Source organism: Aliiroseovarius sp. B-4 (genome assembly GCF_056857795.1).
Window position 1 is genome coordinate 74,612 of the sequence record NZ_JBSXNV010000035.1, and the last position, 18,364, is coordinate 92,975.

Consider the following 18,364-nt stretch of genomic DNA (forward strand, 5'->3'; position numbering starts at 1 on the left):
ATAGACTGATGGCCGTCAAAAGAAAAGAGGATTCTTGCCCGGCGGGTCTTGTGAAATGGACTGCTCGTGCCGGTTCCGGGCCTGTGTCCGCTTCGCCTGCTTTGCCCGGCAGACCAATGCATCGGTTGCAGATTTCCGCCCGAAGGCCTGACGCGCATTGCGGACAAAGGTATCACGTTCTGCCCGCGCGCGTGCAAGGTCGGAATTGAGCTTCGTCAGCTCCCGTTCGACCCAGCGTTGCCAGGTGCCGTAATGCCCGCTGGCCAATGAGAGCGGCAGGGCGTCATCCGACCCGGATGCAGGCGCGGCATAAAGCCGACCGCGCAGGTCTGAAATGCAACTTTCCAGATCCTCAATGTCACGGTTCTGGCGTGCAAGCGCGGCCATCGCCGCGTCATGTTGCAGGGCGGCCAGAACCGCCAATTGCGTCAGTTGGTCAGTCATTTAGTAGCCCCGAACATGTCGCGCGCACGACTGCGCATCTTCTCGGCGAAACGGATCGCGGCGGCGACGGCCTTGTAGTGATCGGGTGGAACTTCGTCACCAATGTCGACCGTGGCATAAAGCGCCCGCGCCGTTGGCGGGTCACTGTGGATCGGCACGCCGTTTTCACTTGCCGTCTCGCGGATCCGCGCGGCAATCTCGTCAACGCCCTTCGCAATGCAGATCGGGGCGGCACCGGGCATCCGCGACCATTTCAGGGCCACGGCGTAATGAGTGGGGTTTACGACAACCACGTCAGCGTCAGGCACGTCGGCAAGCATCTGGTTCATGGCAATGGCATAGCCTTTCTGTCGTCGCTGCCCCTTCATGTGGGGGTCGCCCTCGTTCTGCTTGATCTCGTCCATCAGATCCTTATGGGACATGCGGTTCTTGCGCAGATGCTCCTTATGTTGCCAGAAATAGTCGATGCCACCGATGACCAGGGCGATCACAAGTACAAGCGCGAAAAACTCGACACTCAGATCAAGCAGGACGACCGTCGTCATTCCTGCACTCAGTGACATGGTGGACAGAATTTCGGGCAGCTTCACCCAGATGAACATACCCAGCATCAGCGCATAGATCGTCAGTTTCACAAAACTTTTGGCAAACTCAAACAGGCCGGATCGTCCGAATTTGTTCTTGGCGTTCGACAAAAGCGATAGACGATTCAGTTTCGGTTGGAGCTTTTCCGGTGAAACGATAAAGGTTCGCGTCGCGATGGCGAGCAAAAGAACTGCTGTTGCCGGGGCCAGAAACCACGGCGCAAGATGTTTGCCCAGCCCCACCAAAAGAGATGCGGAAAACGGTGCGCCACCGCGAAAGACCTCGTCCGCGATCTGGTCTGGCCGAGCAAGAATTCCAGCCAATAATTCGCCAATATCCTTCAGGCTTGTCGCCCCCAGTGATGTCGCGACCAGCAATATGGCAAGATATGACGTGGCTGTGTTCAACTCGGCGGATCGCGCCACCTCGCCACGCTTGCGAGCATCGTCCAGTTTCTTCTGCGTTGGTTCGTGCTGTTTGCTGTCGTCATCATCCGTCCCGGACATCACCGACCTCCGAACGGGTTAGCAAGTATTGTTTCAAGCGCCGCTTGCCAGACGGGCAACAACAGGGGTGCGGTCAGCAACAACAGGATCAATCCGCCTGCCGTGATCGCAGGGGCGCCAACAAAGGCCACCATCAACTGAGGCATCGCCCGGTTGATGACGCCAAGCGCCACATTATAGAGCAATGACGCGATGACGAAGGGCGCAGCGAGGGTAAAAGCCAGTGAGAATGCCCGCGCGATCTGCACAATTCCCCAGTCAGCGAACGCCTGTGTATCGGGAAACTGACCGATCGGAAAGACGCGATAGGTCAGGATCAGGCCCGTCGCCAGCTTGACATGCAGGCCGAGCATCACGGCCAGTGCCAGCCCTGCCACAACCAGAACATGCCCGATCGCAGGTTGCGGATCGGCATTCGCGCCCCCGATTAATTGCGCCAGCGATGTCGATTGTGCTGCGATGCTGCCCGCGACTTGAAGCGCCATGATCATCAGACGGATCGCAATGCCGAACCCCAACCCGATCACCGGTTCCGATATATAAACAAGCGGCTGAAGCGGCGGCGTGGTTCCGATGTCCGCCATGACACCGGGCGCGACGATCATCGTAAAGGCGAGCGACAGAAACAGACGCACCCGCGCCGGAACGGATTTTTCGCCAAACGCGGGCAGGACGGCCATCGCCGCCCCGACCCTGAGAAAAACCACCAGGCCCTGTTGCAAAAGCAGTGGCGCCAAGGTCGCGATTTGATCCAGTGCCGCGATCATGCGGGGATCATCCCAACCAGCGACGGTTTGGCTTCGGTACCGATTTCTTCGAATGACAGAACGGGGTTTGCGATACCTTTGGCAGACAGCACTGTTTTCAAGAACCGTCGTCGCCGGGACGAGGTCACGACGGCAGGGTATATGCCGTTCTCGCCAGCCCGCGCGATCTTGTCGGCCACGGAATTTGCAAGCCGGTTAAATTCTTCTGGCGGCAATGCGACATCGCTGCCAGCATCGCTGTCAAGCTGATGGGATTGAAACATAGCCTCCCATTCTGGTGCAAGTTGAACAAGCGGCACGGTTCCGTCGTCACGTTTCAATTCCGCGATCAGTTGAAACCCCAAGCGCTGGCGAACATGCTCACAAATGCTGTCTGGCGAGCCATAGACAGGACGTGCTTCGGCAATGGTTTCGATGATCAGGGGCAGGTTCCGGATCGAAACACGCTCTTCCAGCAATAACCGCAGGACGGTGTGAAGCAGGTCTAGCGGTACTTTTTCCGGCACCAGTTCGTCCAGCAGACGGCGATTGGCCTCGGCCCGGGTTGCGTCGGACAGGTTCACGAATTCGTCCAGCAGCCGGCGCAACGCCTTGAACCCGAGCAGCCGCGGGAAGTTGCGTTTCATCACCTCAAGTAAATGGGTCGCAAGAACTTCGGTTGGTGCAATGACGGCGCAGCCTGACAATGCGGCTTCTTCCTGTCGGTCAGTGCTGATCCAACGAGCGGGCGCGCCGTAAACCGGCTCTTTCACGTCGTCGCCGTCGGGCAGGTTGTCGTCTGGGCCGGACAATATGACCAGCGCGCGATGCGCTTGCAAGATATTGCGCGCCTGCTCGACCCCCTGAATCCTGATCGCATAGGTGCCAGCGGGAAGTGCGCTGTTATCCGTCAGCCGGATTTCCGGCAAGATCAGCCCGAATGAACTGGCAATGTGATTTCGAATGCTGGCAATTCGGGCGTCCAGACCGGTGGCGGGATCCAAGACCATCGACACAAGGTCAGGCGCAAATTCAACGTGGATATCATCCAGATCAAGAATGTCTCCCAGGCTTTCAACCGGGGTGGCCACGTCGTTGTCAACAAGGTTAGAGGTCGCTTTTTGCGCTTCCGCAAGCTGTATTTGGTGCCCCTTCCAACCGGCTGCCCCCAATGCGGACGCACCCAGAATGAACGGCAAGAAGGGCAGCCCGGGAACCAGACCGAACAGCGCCATCAGAACTGCCACAGTGACAAGCGCAGACGGATATCGCCCAAGTTGTGAAAACAGGGCCAAGTCTGTTGAGCCGGAGGTTCCACCGCGCGCCAGCAGCAGCGCCGAGGCAATTGATATGATCACAGCCGGGATTTGCGTCACCAACCCGTCGCCGACGGTCAGGATGGCATAGGTCTGAAATGCGTGTGCGACCTCCATGTCGTGAACCACCACGCCGATCACCAAGCCCATGACCAGATTCAGGAATGTGATCAATAGACCTGCCACCGCATCGCCTTTCACGAATTTCGAGGCACCATCCAAAGAGCCAAAGAAGGTGGTTTCTGCCTGCTCTTTTTCGCGCCGCGATTTGGCTTCAGCGTGGTCGATGGCGCCCGCGGACATGTCACTGTCGATTGCCAACTGCTTGCCTGGCATCCCGTCCAACGCAAACCGCGCGCCCACTTCTGCCATTCGCGCCGCGCCTTTGGTGATGACGATGAAGTTGACGATCAACAGAACGCAGAATACCACGAGGCCAAGCAGGATGCTGCCACCCATGACGAAGCTGGCGAACCCCTCGATCACGCTGCCCGCCGCCGACGTACCGGTGTGGCCCTGTCCAATGATCAGTTTGGTAGACGAGACGTTCAGCGACAGACGCAGCATCAGCGATGCCAGCAACACCGTGGGGAAGGCCGAGAAATCCAGTGGTCTTTCGATAAACAATGTGACCGTAAACATCAGAATCGCCAGTGCAAATGATGCAGCAAGCCCGACATCCAACACCCAGGCCGGCATCGGCAGGATCATCATGACAATGATCGCCATCAAGACCAGAGCCAGCAGGATGGTGGGGCGGAAGATGTCTTTGATAGTCAGCATGGGCGGGGCTTCCCGGTGACACAGGCAGACCGGCAGACCAGTTCAGAGACGCGGGTCAAGTTATCAGTATTGTGATGTGGTGCGGATTGGGCGAGAACTTTGCAATCAAGGGAAAGAGCTTGGTTGGGCGGGAAAACGAGCCCGCGCAGACAATCTGGGTCGACCGGAAGACGATCCGGTGTCACCCCGTGAACGAACCCGTCCAGCGGGTCACGGGACCTGACGTACCGTCGATCCACCTGCATTCTGATTGCAGACTGCTTCCCTGCGATGCCGCCCAGGGTCCGGTGCGGATAGGTGTCGTTCGGATTTGATTTAGGCATTGAGATGCAGGTCCTGCTTCTGTCTGCCACTCAAACTACTCAGCCATGCTTAACAAGCAGTAACCACGGCTCCACTTATGATGTTGGCGCGCGCTGCAAGGCTTCTTCGATGCGCGCGCGGATTGTCTTGCTGTCTTGGATCATGGTTTCATAGGCTTCAAGAGAGATTTCTGCATCAGGGTCATCTACAAAGCTATGCGAAAGACGATCCGTAGGGACGCCGCGCGCGGCCTTCTGGTCGGTTGCCAGCTGCGCGGTTTCGCGAAGCTTTTGCGATTCGGCGTCATTCAGTCCAATCAGATAACCAAGCGCGACTTTGGCCTGCCCATCGCTTAGGGCAGCCTTGGCGATCAGCACGCGGGCCTCGCGCCCCGGCGGGGTGGGCTGGTTGGTCAGTATATCTTTCGTCGCCGCTGTAAACCCCAAGCCAAGCAACCTGTCCGCAATCGATATCCGCGTCTCTTCATCGGCGTCCGCCCACATGGATGACCCAATGATATTTCGAAGGAAAACGCCGTCGGCAGCGGAGTTGGTCAATGCCATGCCGAACTCATTCAAGATTTGAAGATGGCGGTCATTGTTGCGGTCTGGGAAACGGTCGAACGTGCGCAATTTCGCCTGAACATCGCCGAAACGCGCGCTGTGGATAAGCCCCCGGACCTCCGCAATCGCCAGGTCGACACCCTTGGCCGACGCCTTGTTTTCATGCGCCAATGAGGTGAGAAGCTCCAGCGTTCGGTCTGGAATGCCCGTCTGCGTTGCAATGTGGTTTTCGATCAGCAAAAGAATAGCATCGACGGCGTTCTGATCATCCGTTTCGACGATTTCGGTCAGCCGATCACGAGCCTCAGAGTTTTGCCCGGTTTCCAGCGACAGTTGAGCCTCCGCGAGTGTATTGTCGGTGTTGGACGTTTCGATGCCGCGTTGAGTGATGCGATTAATCTCGATTGACGTGTCGGTGTCCCCGATGGCCAGGAATTTTCGCATCGCCATTGGCCCAAGAAGAGTCCGAAGATGGCGCGGTAGGATCGAAAACTCGGAAATCACAGCCGCGGTGTTGATGGGTAGATCTCGGGGCAGGCGAGGCTGTGAAAGCACCGCCCACAAGGCTACCGGTCCGTCGCATGTCAGCTGTGTTGCCATTCGGGCGTGTCCCGCTGCACTGCCGGTATCGACGATCTCGGCCATCAATTGCAGGTCATCATCATCGGTCAGAATACCCCGATATCTTTTCAGATAGGATTGCGCTTCCGCCCCGAGGGTCAAATAAATCTGATGCTGTATGAACGACCGGAAGATGTCAGGATCCAGCCTGTCGAGTTCGGTCGTCAGCTTGTCCCGATAAGTTGCGAAGTCCAGCTTTTCTTGATCATTTCCGCCCCAGTCGGCGATCGTAAAGGATTGAGCCGGGAGACAAACCGAGCTGTTATCCGGCGCGTTCGAAATCGACGTCGATCGATCAGCGTCGCGGTCGACCGAAGTTTGAATGCTGATATGGTCCGTGGCTGACGGAGGTTCGAACTCAAGCGCTGGGGTTTCAACTGCGGCAAGAGGTTGTGTCTCACGTGGCGTGCTTTCGCTTTTGTCTGAAACTGGAGGGTCCGGGATCAAGGGCGCATCCAAAAGACCTTGCGATGCGGCCCGAGCCAGTTGTTCGAGAAGGGATTTTTCGGTCAATGGGCGCAGACTGACGGGGGCTGGACCCGAATGTGAAGGATCGCCTGCACCTTCGAGGGCAGGCTGTTTGAGCGTTTCAAGCGCCTCGCTTCCGTCCGACACACCGGCGATCACTCCGGCAATCGGAAGCCCGCGGCGAGCGTGCAGTGCGCTGGGTTGATTGTCTAGTTTCGGATTTTCAAGACCAAACAGCCCATTCTGCGAGGGAATCGGCTCCTGGCGTTCGGGGGCGTCGACAATATCAATCACAAACTGCCCACCTGGCAGTGTTTGAGTGACCGCATCACAAGGGCAGTTGACAATGATATCCAAACCGCCGCCATCACGTGACGTCAGATCGGCGATCCTATCGCGCGGAATCATGTCAAAAACGCTGTTGGTCCTGAATCGATCCGCATCATTCCCGGACGTAACCCGAAAGCCTTCTGCGGTTCGTGTCAGTGCTGGCCTGTCAGACCGGCTCGTGTACACCACCAATCGCGAGAATTCCTCGTGTTCACCTGCTTTGACCTTGATGTCTTTTGCCGCCAAGATTGTCGGCCAACAAATCAGCAGGGAGAGCAAGATGAGACGTTGGGACATCAGGCGACCTGCTTGACCTCTTTCAAGGCCTCCTCAAGTTCGGTGAAACTGGGGCGGTGGTGCCCGGGTGTGTTCTGTCTGCCTACCTCGATACAGATATTGACGGAATGATTGTATAAGTTGGCGACCAGCACCTCGCGGATCAGCTGATAGAAATGGGCGTCTTCCTCGACCACGGTTTTGACCTTCGTCGAAAACGGCCCGACCAAACCGTAGGCCAGAAAAACGCCCAGAAACGTCCCAACCAGAGCGCCACCGATCATCTTTCCCAAGATTTCAGGTGGTTGGTCAATTGACCCCATCGTCTTGATGACCCCCAAAACGGCCGCGACAATGCCAAGGGCAGGCAACCCGTCGGCAACGGTTTGCAATGCGTGACTGGAATGCAGTGCGTGATGCAGATTGGCGTCCATCCGTTTTTCAAGAACTTCCTCGACCTGGTGAGGGTCATCGTAGTTCATTGTCGCCGAGCGGAGCGTGTCGCATATAAGATCCACGGCCTCACGATCTTCAAGGATCTTCGGGTAGCGACTGAAAATGGCACTGTCCTGCGGATTTTCGACATGTTCTTCAAGGGCGACGGCGTTTTGCCGGGCCTGTCGGATCAGTTCGAACAAGAGGCACAGAAGATCGCGATAATCGCCTGGCTGCCATTTCGGGCCTTTGAAGACCTTTCCAATGTCTTTCATTGTGTGTTTGATTGCCGCCATATCGTTCGAGATAACGAATGCACCGGCAGCCGCCCCGCCGATCATGGTAAACTCGAACGGCAAGGATTTCATGATGATCCCCATCTTTCCGCCAGCGGCCAGATAGCCACCAAACACCATCACGAAGATCAATGCGATACCAACAAATCCGATCATCTTGTGCCTCTTGAACTGGTTACTTTGCGGTCATGTCTTCATCACAGATAAGAGTTAACAAACCCCCGCCGCTCTCTAGTTTGTCGGCGCATCCGAGTTGCGACCAGCAAACACAACGCTGATGGCATAGGCGGATTGTGGATCAAGGCCTGCCAATATCTGTGCGGCGATGGGTGGTTTCATACGTGACAGAAAGCCTGCGGCAAATTCCGGGTCCATAGTCTCGAACAACGGAATGGCTTGTTTGGGCTTCATGTTTTCGTAAAGGGTGGTCAGGCGGGTCAGATCATCAGAAGCTGCCGTATTCGCGGCGGCCATTGTGGCGGCCAGGGCCTTCTCGGCAGTCACCAGCGCCTGCAATTTTTCGTCTAAGGTGTCTTCAGCGTTCGAAAGAATTTTCAATCGCTTGTCCAGAGCGGTTTCGTTTTCGACAAGTGTCTGTTCGCGGGCTTGAAGCGCTTTCAGAACCGTCTCGATATCCGTTTCGGTGGTGCAGATGGCGGGTTCCCCGTGACTGGCCGATGTCCCGCGCAGCAGGTTGTTTACGTCATCCGCGATGGCCATGCCAAACCCGCCCAAACGGACCAGTCCCGATGTCGCGAGCAGCAGTGCCAGCGTCAACAGAATGTGTCGGCTGGTGGCGCGGCGGCGAAATTTGCTACGTTTGGATCGTGCCCACATCATTCCGCCGCTTTCATCATGCGATGGCTCACGAACATCGGTGCGAGCTCATTTTCCTGAGCCATATTCTGCTGGAAGTTGTGTGGCTGATGCGCGTCGGTTTTGTGCGGTTCCGGTGCTTGCATGTGGTCGCTGTCGGGTAGATCGTGCAGACTTGCCATCATCAACTCCAACTTTTGTGCCGACGCCTCGGCCCGCTCCGTCAGATCGGTCAGAATATCGGCACTTTCGCCTGCGGCGTCTCGCGCGCTGTTTAGCATGGTGGTCATATCGTCTACTTGCGCGGACAGCACCGCAACCGCACCGCCCATTCCATTTTGCAGGTTGTTAAACCGGCGCAAACGCCGTGATAAAACCATGCAGTAGACGGCGGCACCGATAGCACCGATGCCCAGCATGATGTCGGCCAGAATTTCCATACTCATGCCTCCCTATCAATTAAGGACGAATTCGAGGATCAGAAGGTCGCGCACGCGTCCTTCGCCCGTGACCAATTGCACGCGTCGCAGCATTTGCGCGCGAAGTTCGATCAGGGCCGCCGGGTCTTCCAGCACCGTAATGTCAACCGCCCGAAGGTAGGCGTTGAGTACGTCAATCACGCGCGGTAGAAGATGGGAGACATCCGCTTCATACCCCGGCACAACTTCCAGCGACCCACGAAACCGCAAGTGGCGGCTCTTGCCGGAGCTCCCAAGCGAAATGATCAACGGTTCCAACTCGACAAAGGCCACGGTGGGCAAATCGGCTACGGAAGCCACAAGCTTCTGTGTTTCGCCCTTTGTCCCTGCACCGCCAATCATCCCCGAATATGTCGCGAAAAACCCGCCACCACCCAGGACAATCGCCAGAATCACTCCGATCAACACACGTTTCCGGGACTTCTTTTTTGTCGACTCATCGGCGGTATCGGCTGTCAGAACGGCGTCGGTCATGTGGGCATCCAAAGAATTTTGTTCGATTCGTTATAAGCTGCTTCCCACTAACCAATTGTTAAGGGCGATCGGGGAAGACTGCGGAATGTGACGGGGGCAGAAGCCCGCTCGGTTAAAGGAGTTGCGTCTTGCAGCAGATCGCCTCGATATGGGTCAGCTTGGATATGCGGAAACGCATCATCGTGGTGGCCTCGACACTCGCGATGTTCGTTGCCGTGATCGGATTGTCCCGCATGGCGACTTCGACACAAATGACGTTGCTTTATGCGGGTCTGGAAAGCGGTGCTGCGGGAGAAGTCGTCAAGGCACTCGAGGCGCGCGGGGTTGTTTATGACATCCGCGGCGGGTCGATCTTCGTCGACACCTCGCAGCGTGACAGTCTGCGCATGACCTTGGCCAGCGAAGGTCTGCCAGCAAATGGCGGAAAAGGGTATGAACTGCTGGATGGTCTGAGCGGGTTTGGCACCACGTCACAGATGTTCGACGCCGCCTACTGGCGCGCGAAAGAGGGGGAGTTGGCACGAACCATCGTGGCAAGCCCGCTGATCCAGAATGCTCGAGTTCATATTGCAAATACGTCGACCCAGATGTTTCGCCAGCGCAACGAGCCATCGGCCTCGGTGACGGTGACAACGGCCAGCGGCGCGTTGCCAGGGGGGCAGGCAAAAGCCCTGAAGTTTCTTGTGGCGTCTGCCGTGCCCGGGCTGCTGCCGGAAAGGGTTTCGGTCATCGACAGTCGGGGGGGATTGATCGCAGCAGGGGATGAGAAAACTGACCTTCCCAGCCTTGCCTCTGATCGCGCGCTGATCCTGAAGCAGAACGTGGAGCGGTTGATAGAAGCACGCGTCGGGTTTGGGAACGCCGTGGTTGAGTTGAATCTGGAAACCGTGACCGAACAGGAATCTGTGAGAGAGCGCCGATTTGATCCCGAGACACGCGTCGCCGTGTCGACCGACACGCTTGAGACGTCGAACTCGGCCAAGGATAGCGAAGGCGCGGGTGTAACCGTGGCGTCGAACTTGCCCGATGGGGATGCGGCAGCCAGCGGCAATTCGTCGTCAAACACTTCCGAGACGCGCGAGCGTATCAACTACGAAGTGTCGGAAACCACCCGTGAGGTGATTACCGCGCCGGGCGCGATCAAGCGGTTGACTGTGGCGGTGCTGATTGACGGGATCAGAACTATAGATGACGCAGGAAACGAGGTATGGAGCGCCCGTAGTGCCGATGAGCTTGCCAGCCTGCGCGAACTTGTAGCGGGCGCGGTCGGCTTCGACGAAGCGCGTGGCGATCAGATCACGATCAAGTCGTTGGAATTCGAACCCGTGCCGACTGTCGGCAGTGCACCTGTCAGCGGGCTTCTGTCCGGTTTGACCATCGATGTAATGTCACTGGTCAAGGTCTTTGCTCTTGCGGTGGTCGCGCTGGTTCTTGGCCTGTTCGTGCTGCGCCCGATTCTAGCCTCTCGCCCGGCGGAGATCGCGACCGAGACCGCAACCGCAAGCGCGTCTGCAGCCATAGCGCCGCCGCCATCCGCCGCGCCGGGGTCAACCGATGCGTCCACCCTTCCCGCCGTGGTCGACACACCCGCGAGGGGTGAAATCGTTCCGGCAGATCTGTCGGAAATGACCGGTCCAGATCCAGTTGAGAGGTTGCGCAATCTGATCGCAGAGCGTCAGTCCGATACCGTTGAAATCCTGCGTGGCTGGATGGAAGAAGATGAAGAGGTCGCGCGATGAACAAGCCTCTTGTCTTGGAAGATTTCGAACAATCCGATCTGTCTGTTTCACATCCCGGCATCCGTTCTGTCGCCGAGGCTGAACTGGAAAAAATCCGGCTGACGTCATACGAGGCCGGGTACAGCGCGGGTTGGGACGACGCAGTGAAAGAAGCGAATGTCGACAAGGATCGCATCGAAGCCGAGTTCGCCCGCAACCTGGAAGACCTGGGATTCACGTTCCACGAGGCAAGAAGTCACGTCTTGGGCTCGCTTGAACCCCTGTTGCGCACCATTGTCGACACGCTGCTGCCCGAAGTCATGCGGGACGCACTGGGCCAGGTTATCAACGATGAAATCATGCCATTGGCGGCGCAAGCGGCGGATACCCCGATCGAGGTGCGTGTTTCCTCTGGCAGCCGAAAGGTTCTGGATCATCTGATGGATCGCGTCACAGCGACACCATTGCAGGTGTTTGAAGATGACACGTTACCGGAAGGTCAGGTGTTCCTGCGGTCGTCATCATCCGAGCGCTGCATTGATCTGACATCGGCTCTGGCACGGATCAAGGGCGCGGTTACAGCACTGTATGACATCAACGAAAAGGCTTTTGAACATGGCTGACCACCCGTCCTCGCCCGACCCCGGCACTGCCGCAAATCCCTTCGTGCAAGTCCCGATTGAGATTACAATCTCGGTTGGCCGCGCACGGCCCACGGTGAAAGAACTGCTGCACCTGACACAAGATACCGTGCTGCCGCTTGACAAACGGATCGAGGATCCGGTTGAGCTTTATGTTGGTGACAAACTGATCGCGCGCGGCGAGTTGGAAGAGATGGACGGAGACCCGCAAGGACGTCTTGCCGTCCGTTTGACCGAAGTTGCAGATCTGAAATCCGACCTATGACCGTTCGCCGGTTGGGTCAACCAGGGCGATGTCTTGCGGTCGTGGTTGCCATCGTGGCGATCCTGATCGGCACAGCTGGCATGGCTGGGGCACAGGACATCACCCTATCTCTCGGGGATGAAGGGTCGCTGGCGACACGGACCATTCAGGTGTTTGTTCTGGTGACTGTGCTGAGCCTTGTGCCGGGGCTGGCCATCATGGTCACGTGCTTTCCCTTTATTGTGACGGTCCTGTCCATTCTGAGGCAGGCGATTGGATTGCAGCAATCGCCCCCGAACATGTTGATCGTCAGTCTGGCGTTGTTTCTGACCTATTTCATCATGGAGCCGGTGTTTGTCGAAGCCTGGGCTTCGGGCGGTAAACCTTTTTCCGACGGTGCGCTTGAGCTTGAGCCGGCCTTCATGGCCGCGATTGACCCGTTCCGTGTTTTCATGGCTGCGCGCATTGACCCCGAGACTTTTGCCCATCTGGCAGCGCTGCGCGAACAGACCGCCGATGTTGTTGTCGGCAACGAAGCACCTCTGTCTCTGTTGGTGCCCTCGTTTCTACTGTCGGAAATCGAACGGGCCTTCCAGATCGGGTTCCTGGTCTTCCTGCCGTTTCTAGTTATCGACCTGGTGGTTGCCGCGATCCTGATGTCGATGGGTATGATGATGGTGCCGCCGGCGATTGTATCATTGCCGTTCAAGCTGGCCTTCTTTGTGGTTGCAGACGGTTGGACGCTGATATCCGGCGCGCTGGTCAGAAGCTATTTCTGACTCCGCGCCGCAATTTCATGCCTCCCAGTCGCCCGAGAACCCCCTAGGTATATGCAAGATAGAGCGGTCGACCGTGTTGATGTCGGTGTGACCACAGAACGCCATCGAGATGTCCAATTCATTGTGGATCACTTCAAGCGCCTTGGTCACACCTTCCTCGCCCATCGCACCCAGTCCGTAGGTATAAGCGCGGCCTATATAGGTGCCCTTCGCCCCCATAGCGATTGCCTTGAGCGCGTCCTGGCCCGAACGGATACCGCTGTCCAAATGCACTTCGATCTTGTCGCCCACCGCATCAAGCACCGACGGCAACGCGCGGATTGAACTGAGCGCACCATCCAATTGTCGTCCCCCGTGGTTGGACACGATGATGGCATCGGCGCCCACATTCAGGGCCTGAACCGCATCTTCCGGTTCAATGATGCCCTTGATGATGATCGGCCCGCCCCACATCTTTTTGAATTGGCGGATACGGTCCCAATTCAGTGACGGATCGAATGCCTCAGCTGTCCATGCGCTGAGCGAGGACGGATCGGTCACGCCCTTCGCATGGCCGACGATGTTGCCAAAAAATCGCCGCTGGGTGCCCAGCATGCCCAGTCCCCATTGCACCTTGGTCATCATGTTCGCGATCGACGCGGGGGTCAGTTTGGGCGGAGCTGAAAGCCCGTTTTTCAGATCCTTGTGGCGCTGCCCCAGAACCTGCAAATCCACCGTGATCACGATAGCAGAGCATTTTGCGGCGCGGGCGCGATCAAACAGGCGCTGCATATAGTCATCGTCTTTCAACGTATAGACCTGAAACCAGAAGGGGGTATTCGTGTGTTCGGCCACATCCTCGATAGAGCAAATCGACATGGTGGATAGTGTGAAGGGCACACCAAAGTTTTCGGCGGCGCGGGCGGCCTTGATCTCGCCATCTGCGCATTGCATCCCGGTCAGCCCAACCGGCGCAAGGGCCACGGGCATTGCCACGTCTTGTCCGATCATGGTGGATCGCGTGGATCGGTTGTCCATGTCTACCGCAACGCGTTGACGAAAATAGAGCTTGTCGAAATCCGAGCTGTTTTCGCGGAACGTCTGTTCTGACCAACTGCCGCTTTCGGCATAGTCATAGAACATCCTTGGAACCCTTCTGGCGTAGATACGGCGAAGGTCTTCGATTTCGGTGATGACTGGCATGATGCGCTCCGAAAAAATTGGTAAAGTTTTATTACCAGTTGTCGGCGAGCTTTGCAATCGCCCTGACTGTTGCGATTTCATCGCGCCCTTCACGACCAAATGCTCGCGCGGACAATTTTCTTAACAAAGCGAATCACCCATGCTAGCTTTGGGACAATAAAAAATAAAAATGGCAGGTTAACGGGCATGGAAACGGGCTTTAATGGCACGTTTGTCATCTCATGGTCGCAGACAGAAGTGGACGGAATGCCGGCGGCACCGGTTACGTCGCTTGGCGTGGGGTCGAATTGGCGCTGGACGGGATCACCGTTGCGCGTCGACGGACCACGCGAACTTCGCGATCTTGAGAGCGCAAGCGGAGAGCAGGACCAGCGCAGACGTGCAGCGCACAGTGTATACAAACTGGTCGGGGCAGCGATCGACCCCTCACGACCATTTGGATCGCATTCGGTCAACAGTCATCAACTGAATATGGGGTTCGAGGTCACAGACGGCCACGCAAGCTATGTCGCGACCTTGATCAACGGTGCGGATGATCAGGTGCTTCTGATGTTCGCGGGCGAAATGCCCCCGGCAAATACAGATTTTTGGGTGGTGCGTGCCAGTATGAGACCAACGCCGCAAAACCAATTGATTGAACAGCCGGCAGGCGTCATCTGTTTTGCCCCCAGCACTCGATTGCGCACCCATAGCGGTGAAGTCTGCGTGGAAGATCTGTGCGAAGGCGATGAGCTGCAAACCCGCGACAATGGCACCCAGAAAGTCCTCTGGATCGGCACCAAGCGCATTACCGGCGCCCGCATGTTTGCAATGCCAGCACTGCGCCCGATCCGGTTGCGCGCCGGTGCTATTCGGTCCGGTCAGCCGGATGCGGACCTGATCGTTTCGGGTCAACATCAGATATTGCTGAACGGAAAACGCGCGCGGGAGCTGTTCAACGAAGACGAGGTGCTGATCTCGGCGCGCGATCTGGTCGATGAACGGCGCGTGGTGGTCGACTATACGATCCGCGAAATCACGTATTATCATGTGCTCCTGGAAAATCACGAGGTCGTCTGGGCCAACGGCGTTCCGGCAGAAAGTTTCCATCCTGCGAACGCGGATCTGGAGACGTTGGATCCTGAACAGCGCAGCCGTCTGGTCGCGATGTTCCCGCAACTGGACTTCGATCCCATGGCATATGGCGGATTTGCCCGTCGCAGCTTGAACCGGGGCGAGGCCGCGATTTTACGCGGAGAAATCGCCTGACGCAGCTATCGGGGCGTTGACACCACCACTCACGACGCTATAAGCCCCAAATCCGGTCCCGCAAGGGGCCGGTTTTCATTGGTGTTGGTGGCCCCTGCAAAGGGATGCCTGTCGGGCTTCGGCCAAAGGACAACGCCCTTCGATACTTTTATGAAGGAGACCAGCCGTGACCAAACGCACGTCTGCCAAGTACAAAATCGATCGCCGCATGGGCGAAAATATCTGGGGTCGCCCCAAGTCGCCGGTCAACCGTCGTGAGTACGGCCCCGGCCAGCACGGCCAGCGCCGCAAGGGCAAGCTGTCGGACTTCGGTCTGCAACTGCGCGCCAAGCAGAAGCTGAAAGGCTACTATGGCGACCTGACCGAAAAACAATTCCGCCGCATCTATGGTGAAGCCGAGCGTGTCAAAGGTGACACCGGTGAAAACCTGATCGGCCTGCTGGAACGCCGCTTGGACGCGGTTGTCTATCGTGCCAAGTTCGTGCCGACCGTGTTTGCGGCTCGCCAGTTCGTGAACCACGGCCACGTGCGTGTGAACGGCAAGAAAGTGAACATCCCGTCCTATCGTGTGCAAGAAGGCGACGTGATCGAAGTGCGTGACCGTTCAAAGCAAATGGCCGCCATTCTGGAAGCCGTTCAACTGCCCGAGCGTGACGTGCCGGATTATCTGGACGTTGACCATTCGAAACTGACCGCCACTTTCACCCGGACGCCCGGCCTGTCGGACGTGCCGTATCCGGTCGTGATGGAACCGAACCTGGTCGTCGAATTCTACGCGAAGAACTAAGCACAGCTTACCAAATCGCAGAGTTTTGGAACCCGCCCAGGTTTTTGGGCGGGTTTTTTCGTGCCTGGTGCAGATGCAACGAAGCCTCAGGCCGGGTGCGCATTGTCCAAACTGGCGCTTTCGCCCTTTCTCTGACACGCCGACCTCTGTAAATCACCTCGTAGGGGGAGCACCAAGATGACAAAGATCGAACCTCAACCGGGGATCATGCAAATCAAGCCCTATGTGGGTGGCGCGTCCAGTGTTGAGGGCGTCGCGAACGTGATCAAGCTCAGCTCGAATGAGAACCCGTTCGGGCCAAGCCCCGACGCCATCGAAGCGTTTCAGCGGGCGGGGCGCGAACTGCACCGCTATCCCAACACCGATCACGCATCTTTGCGCGCAGCCATTGGCGAGCTTCACAAGCTGGACCCGGACCGTATCATTTGCGGTGTCGGATCGGACGAGGTCATCACCTTCCTGTGTCAATGCTACTCTGGTCCGGGGACCGAGGTGATCTATACCGAACACGGGTTTTCGATGTACAGGATCTCGGCCCTGGCGGCGGGAGCCACACCGGTGAAGGTGCCCGAACGTGAACGAATGGTCGATGTCGATGAGATATTGAAAGCAGTCACCGAGCAGACGAGCCTTGTGTTTGTGACCAATCCGGGCAACCCGACGGGCACCATGGTCAGCCAGGCCGAGCTGGCGCGCCTGGCGCGCGAACTGCCTGATCACGTGTTGCTGGTTCTGGATGGTGCCTATGTGGAATATGTCGACGGGTTTGATGGCGGTGCGCGTCTGGTCAACAAATACGACAACGTATTCATGACTCGGACATTTTCAAAGATGTATGGGCTTGGCGGATTGCGGATCGGCTGGGGCTATGGCGCAGCCGAGGTGATTGACGTGCTGAATCGCGTGCGGGGGCCGTTCAACCTGTCGATGGCACAACAAGCCGCCGCTGAAGCCGCCTTGCAGGACCGAGACCATGTTGCCCGCTGCCTGTCGGAAAACACGCGCCTTCGGTCGTGGCTGGCTGAAGCGCTGGCCGAACTGGGGGTGCCATCAGACACCTCATGTGCCAACTTCATCCTCGCCCGCTTTGCCAGCGCCGAAGAGGCCACGGACTGCAACGCTTTCCTGCAGGAACAAGGGATTATCGTGCGGATGGTGGCAGGCTACGGTTTGCCGCATTGTCTGCGCATCACCATCGGTGATGAAGCCTCGTGCCGCAGGGTGGCGCATATGATCGGGCGCTTCAAAGGTGGTGTTCCCGGGTCAAAGCTGATGCTGCTTGAGGAAGACCGGCTGGATGATGAGGCGGCGTCATGAGTGTGCTCTACAACCGGGTCGCCCTGATCGGGCTTGGCCTGATCGCCTCGTCTATGGCGCATGCGATGCGTCGTGCAGGGCTGGCAGGTGAGATCGTCGGCACCGCCCGGTCTGCCGAGACCCGCGACATTGCCCGCGAACTTGGCTTTTGTGATCGCATTGTCGACACTGCCGTTCTGGCGGTCGAAGGCGCGGATCTGGTCGTTTTGGCTGTTCCTGTGGGCGCAATGGGGGCAGTGGCGGCAGAGATAGCGCCGCATTTGCAACCCGGTGCGACGGTAACGGATGTCGGGTCTGTGAAACGCGCGGTTATCGAAACGGTTGCCCCTCATTTGCCCGATCATGTGCATTTCATACCCGGCCACCCCTTGGCGGGGACGGAACATAGCGGCCCCCGGTCGGGATTTGCCGAGCTTTTCGACAACCGTTGGAACATTCTGATCCCCAATGGTGCGGATGAGGCGGCGACGGAGAAGCTGATTGATCTGTGGAAGGGAATGGGCGCGAATGTCGAAACGATGGATGCCGACCACCATGATCTGGTGTTGTCCGTGACCAGCCATACCCCGCACCTGATTGCCTATACCATGGTGGGTGTCGCCGATGACCTGTCGCGCGTCACGGACAGCGAGGTGATCAAGTTTTCAGCGGCGGGTTTTCGCGACTTCACGCGGATTGCGGCCTCGGACCCGACCATGTGGCGGGACGTGTTTTTAGCCAATAAAGACGCCACGTTAGAAATACTTGGCCGCTTTACTGAAGAGCTTTTTGCCTTGCAACGCGCGATCCGCATTGGGGACGGCGAGGCATTGTTCGACTATTTCACTCGAACCCGGGCGATCCGTCGTGGTATCATCGAAGCCGGACAGGACACGGACGCGCCCGATTTCGGACGGACGGGCAAACACAAGTGATCTGACCCGCTGGGCGCATGTGAAGGAGCAGTGATGATCACAGGATGTATCAGGCAATGGCTTTTGCACAGAACTGCGACTGGTATCGTGCTG

The 18,364-nt window shown here is 57.6% G+C and carries 18 protein-coding genes; 8 read left to right on the plus strand and 10 right to left on the minus strand.

Features of this window, described 5'->3' with window-relative positions:
- Positions 1-15: 15 nt before the first annotated feature.
- The 9 genes from AC13C8_RS08265 to AC13C8_RS08305 all read right to left on the minus strand — a co-directional run bounded on the left by AC13C8_RS08265 (position 16) and on the right by AC13C8_RS08305 (position 9,441).
- Positions 16-444: a hypothetical protein gene (locus AC13C8_RS08265; protein ID WP_482847010.1), complete on the minus strand. Its 429-nt coding sequence runs from the start codon at positions 442-444 to the stop codon at positions 16-18.
- On the minus strand, positions 441-1,535 hold the full coding sequence (locus AC13C8_RS08270; RefSeq protein WP_482847011.1) for an EscU/YscU/HrcU family type III secretion system export apparatus switch protein: 1,095 nt from the start codon (positions 1,533-1,535) through the stop codon (positions 441-443). The genes AC13C8_RS08265 and AC13C8_RS08270 overlap by 4 nt, the downstream gene beginning before the upstream one ends.
- Complete coding sequence (locus AC13C8_RS08275; RefSeq protein WP_091428498.1) at positions 1,535-2,302, minus strand: flagellar biosynthetic protein FliR; 768 nt, start codon at positions 2,300-2,302, stop codon at positions 1,535-1,537. The genes AC13C8_RS08270 and AC13C8_RS08275 overlap by 1 nt, the downstream gene beginning before the upstream one ends.
- A complete protein-coding gene (flhA, locus tag AC13C8_RS08280) occupies positions 2,299-4,380 on the minus strand; it encodes a flagellar biosynthesis protein FlhA (RefSeq protein ID WP_482847012.1) in 2,082 nt (693 codons plus the stop codon). The genes AC13C8_RS08275 and flhA overlap by 4 nt, the downstream gene beginning before the upstream one ends.
- Before the next feature lie 398 nt (positions 4,381-4,778).
- Entirely contained in the window at positions 4,779-6,629 is a 1,851-nt protein-coding gene (locus AC13C8_RS08285) for a hypothetical protein (protein ID WP_482847013.1), read from the minus strand.
- Positions 6,630-6,961: 332 nt separating this feature from the next.
- Positions 6,962-7,828, minus strand: coding sequence for a flagellar motor stator protein MotA (gene motA, locus AC13C8_RS08290; RefSeq protein ID WP_091428505.1), 867 nt, complete (start codon positions 7,826-7,828; stop codon positions 6,962-6,964).
- Positions 7,829-7,903: 75 nt separating this feature from the next.
- Entirely contained in the window at positions 7,904-8,512 is a 609-nt protein-coding gene (locus tag AC13C8_RS08295; protein ID WP_482847014.1) for a MotE family protein, read from the minus strand.
- The gene (locus AC13C8_RS08300) at positions 8,509-8,928 is read right to left on the minus strand and encodes a hypothetical protein (RefSeq protein WP_091428507.1); all 420 of its coding nucleotides are present in this window, start codon (positions 8,926-8,928) and stop codon (positions 8,509-8,511) included. Before AC13C8_RS08300 ends, AC13C8_RS08295 begins: the two co-directional genes overlap by 4 nt.
- Positions 8,929-8,943: 15 nt before the next feature.
- On the minus strand, positions 8,944-9,441 hold the full coding sequence (locus AC13C8_RS08305; RefSeq protein ID WP_482847015.1) for a flagellar basal body-associated FliL family protein: 498 nt from the start codon (positions 9,439-9,441) through the stop codon (positions 8,944-8,946).
- Positions 9,442-9,569: 128 nt separating this feature from the next.
- Between AC13C8_RS08305 and fliF the strand changes: the two genes are divergently transcribed.
- The 4 genes from fliF to fliP are packed head-to-tail and all read left to right on the plus strand — an operon-like array spanning position 9,570 to position 12,823.
- Positions 9,570-11,180 carry a flagellar basal-body MS-ring/collar protein FliF gene (fliF, locus tag AC13C8_RS08310; protein ID WP_482847016.1) on the plus strand — a complete coding sequence of 537 codons (1,611 nt, stop codon included), beginning with the start codon at positions 9,570-9,572 and terminating at the stop codon, positions 11,178-11,180.
- The gene (locus AC13C8_RS08315; RefSeq protein WP_091428513.1) at positions 11,177-11,782 is read left to right on the plus strand and encodes a FliH/SctL family protein; all 606 of its coding nucleotides are present in this window, start codon (positions 11,177-11,179) and stop codon (positions 11,780-11,782) included. The genes fliF and AC13C8_RS08315 overlap by 4 nt, the downstream gene beginning before the upstream one ends.
- Positions 11,775-12,065: a FliM/FliN family flagellar motor switch protein gene (locus tag AC13C8_RS08320; protein ID WP_482847017.1), complete on the plus strand. Its 291-nt coding sequence runs from the start codon at positions 11,775-11,777 to the stop codon at positions 12,063-12,065. The genes AC13C8_RS08315 and AC13C8_RS08320 overlap by 8 nt, the downstream gene beginning before the upstream one ends.
- Positions 12,062-12,823, plus strand: coding sequence for a flagellar type III secretion system pore protein FliP (gene fliP / locus AC13C8_RS08325; protein ID WP_091428520.1), 762 nt, complete (start codon positions 12,062-12,064; stop codon positions 12,821-12,823). Before AC13C8_RS08320 ends, fliP begins: the two co-directional genes overlap by 4 nt.
- 15 nt (positions 12,824-12,838) lie before the next feature.
- On the opposite strand, the gene AC13C8_RS08330 is transcribed toward fliP, so the two are convergent.
- Positions 12,839-14,005, minus strand: a complete 1,167-nt coding sequence (locus AC13C8_RS08330) for an alpha-hydroxy acid oxidase (protein ID WP_091428523.1) — start codon at positions 14,003-14,005, stop codon at positions 12,839-12,841.
- 186 nt (positions 14,006-14,191) lie between these two features.
- Between AC13C8_RS08330 and AC13C8_RS08335 the strand changes: the two genes are divergently transcribed.
- The 4 genes from AC13C8_RS08335 (at position 14,192) to AC13C8_RS08350 (ending at position 18,271) form a co-directional block, all read left to right on the plus strand.
- Complete coding sequence (locus tag AC13C8_RS08335; RefSeq protein ID WP_482847018.1) at positions 14,192-15,253, plus strand: Hint domain-containing protein; 1,062 nt, start codon at positions 14,192-14,194, stop codon at positions 15,251-15,253.
- Between the two features lie 166 nt (positions 15,254-15,419).
- Positions 15,420-16,040 carry a 30S ribosomal protein S4 gene (gene rpsD, locus AC13C8_RS08340; RefSeq protein WP_091428528.1) on the plus strand — a complete coding sequence of 207 codons (621 nt, stop codon included), beginning with the start codon at positions 15,420-15,422 and terminating at the stop codon, positions 16,038-16,040.
- A 177-nt stretch (positions 16,041-16,217) separates the two neighbouring features.
- Complete coding sequence (gene hisC, locus AC13C8_RS08345) at positions 16,218-17,357, plus strand: histidinol-phosphate transaminase (RefSeq protein WP_091428530.1); 1,140 nt, start codon at positions 16,218-16,220, stop codon at positions 17,355-17,357.
- Positions 17,354-18,271 carry a prephenate/arogenate dehydrogenase family protein gene (locus tag AC13C8_RS08350; protein WP_091428532.1) on the plus strand — a complete coding sequence of 306 codons (918 nt, stop codon included), beginning with the start codon at positions 17,354-17,356 and terminating at the stop codon, positions 18,269-18,271. The genes hisC and AC13C8_RS08350 overlap by 4 nt, the downstream gene beginning before the upstream one ends.
- Positions 18,272-18,364: the final 93 nt, after the last annotated feature.

Excerpts from the sequence above, each read along its gene's own strand:
- AC13C8_RS08265 (WP_482847010.1), bottom strand. The coding sequence starts at position 444 with ATGACTGACCAACTGACGCAATTGGCGGTTCTGGCCGCCCTGCAACAT.
- AC13C8_RS08270 (WP_482847011.1), bottom strand. The coding sequence starts at position 1,535 with ATGTCCGGGACGGATGATGACGACAGCAAACAGCACGAACCAACGCAG.
- AC13C8_RS08275 (WP_091428498.1), bottom strand. The coding sequence starts at position 2,302 with ATGATCGCGGCACTGGATCAAATCGCGACCTTGGCGCCACTGCTTTTG.
- flhA (WP_482847012.1), bottom strand. The coding sequence starts at position 4,380 with ATGCTGACTATCAAAGACATCTTCCGCCCCACCATCCTGCTGGCTCTG.
- motA (WP_091428505.1), bottom strand. The coding sequence starts at position 7,828 with ATGATCGGATTTGTTGGTATCGCATTGATCTTCGTGATGGTGTTTGGT.
- AC13C8_RS08295 (WP_482847014.1), bottom strand. The coding sequence starts at position 8,512 with ATGATGTGGGCACGATCCAAACGTAGCAAATTTCGCCGCCGCGCCACC.
- AC13C8_RS08300 (WP_091428507.1), bottom strand. The coding sequence starts at position 8,928 with ATGGAAATTCTGGCCGACATCATGCTGGGCATCGGTGCTATCGGTGCC.
- AC13C8_RS08305 (WP_482847015.1), bottom strand. The coding sequence starts at position 9,441 with ATGACCGACGCCGTTCTGACAGCCGATACCGCCGATGAGTCGACAAAA.
- AC13C8_RS08315 (WP_091428513.1), top strand. The coding sequence starts at position 11,177 with ATGAACAAGCCTCTTGTCTTGGAAGATTTCGAACAATCCGATCTGTCT.
- AC13C8_RS08320 (WP_482847017.1), top strand. The coding sequence starts at position 11,775 with ATGGCTGACCACCCGTCCTCGCCCGACCCCGGCACTGCCGCAAATCCC.
- fliP (WP_091428520.1), top strand. The coding sequence starts at position 12,062 with ATGACCGTTCGCCGGTTGGGTCAACCAGGGCGATGTCTTGCGGTCGTG.
- AC13C8_RS08330 (WP_091428523.1), bottom strand. The coding sequence starts at position 14,005 with ATGCCAGTCATCACCGAAATCGAAGACCTTCGCCGTATCTACGCCAGA.
- AC13C8_RS08335 (WP_482847018.1), top strand. The coding sequence starts at position 14,192 with ATGGAAACGGGCTTTAATGGCACGTTTGTCATCTCATGGTCGCAGACA.
- hisC (WP_091428530.1), top strand. The coding sequence starts at position 16,218 with ATGACAAAGATCGAACCTCAACCGGGGATCATGCAAATCAAGCCCTAT.
- AC13C8_RS08350 (WP_091428532.1), top strand. The coding sequence starts at position 17,354 with ATGAGTGTGCTCTACAACCGGGTCGCCCTGATCGGGCTTGGCCTGATC.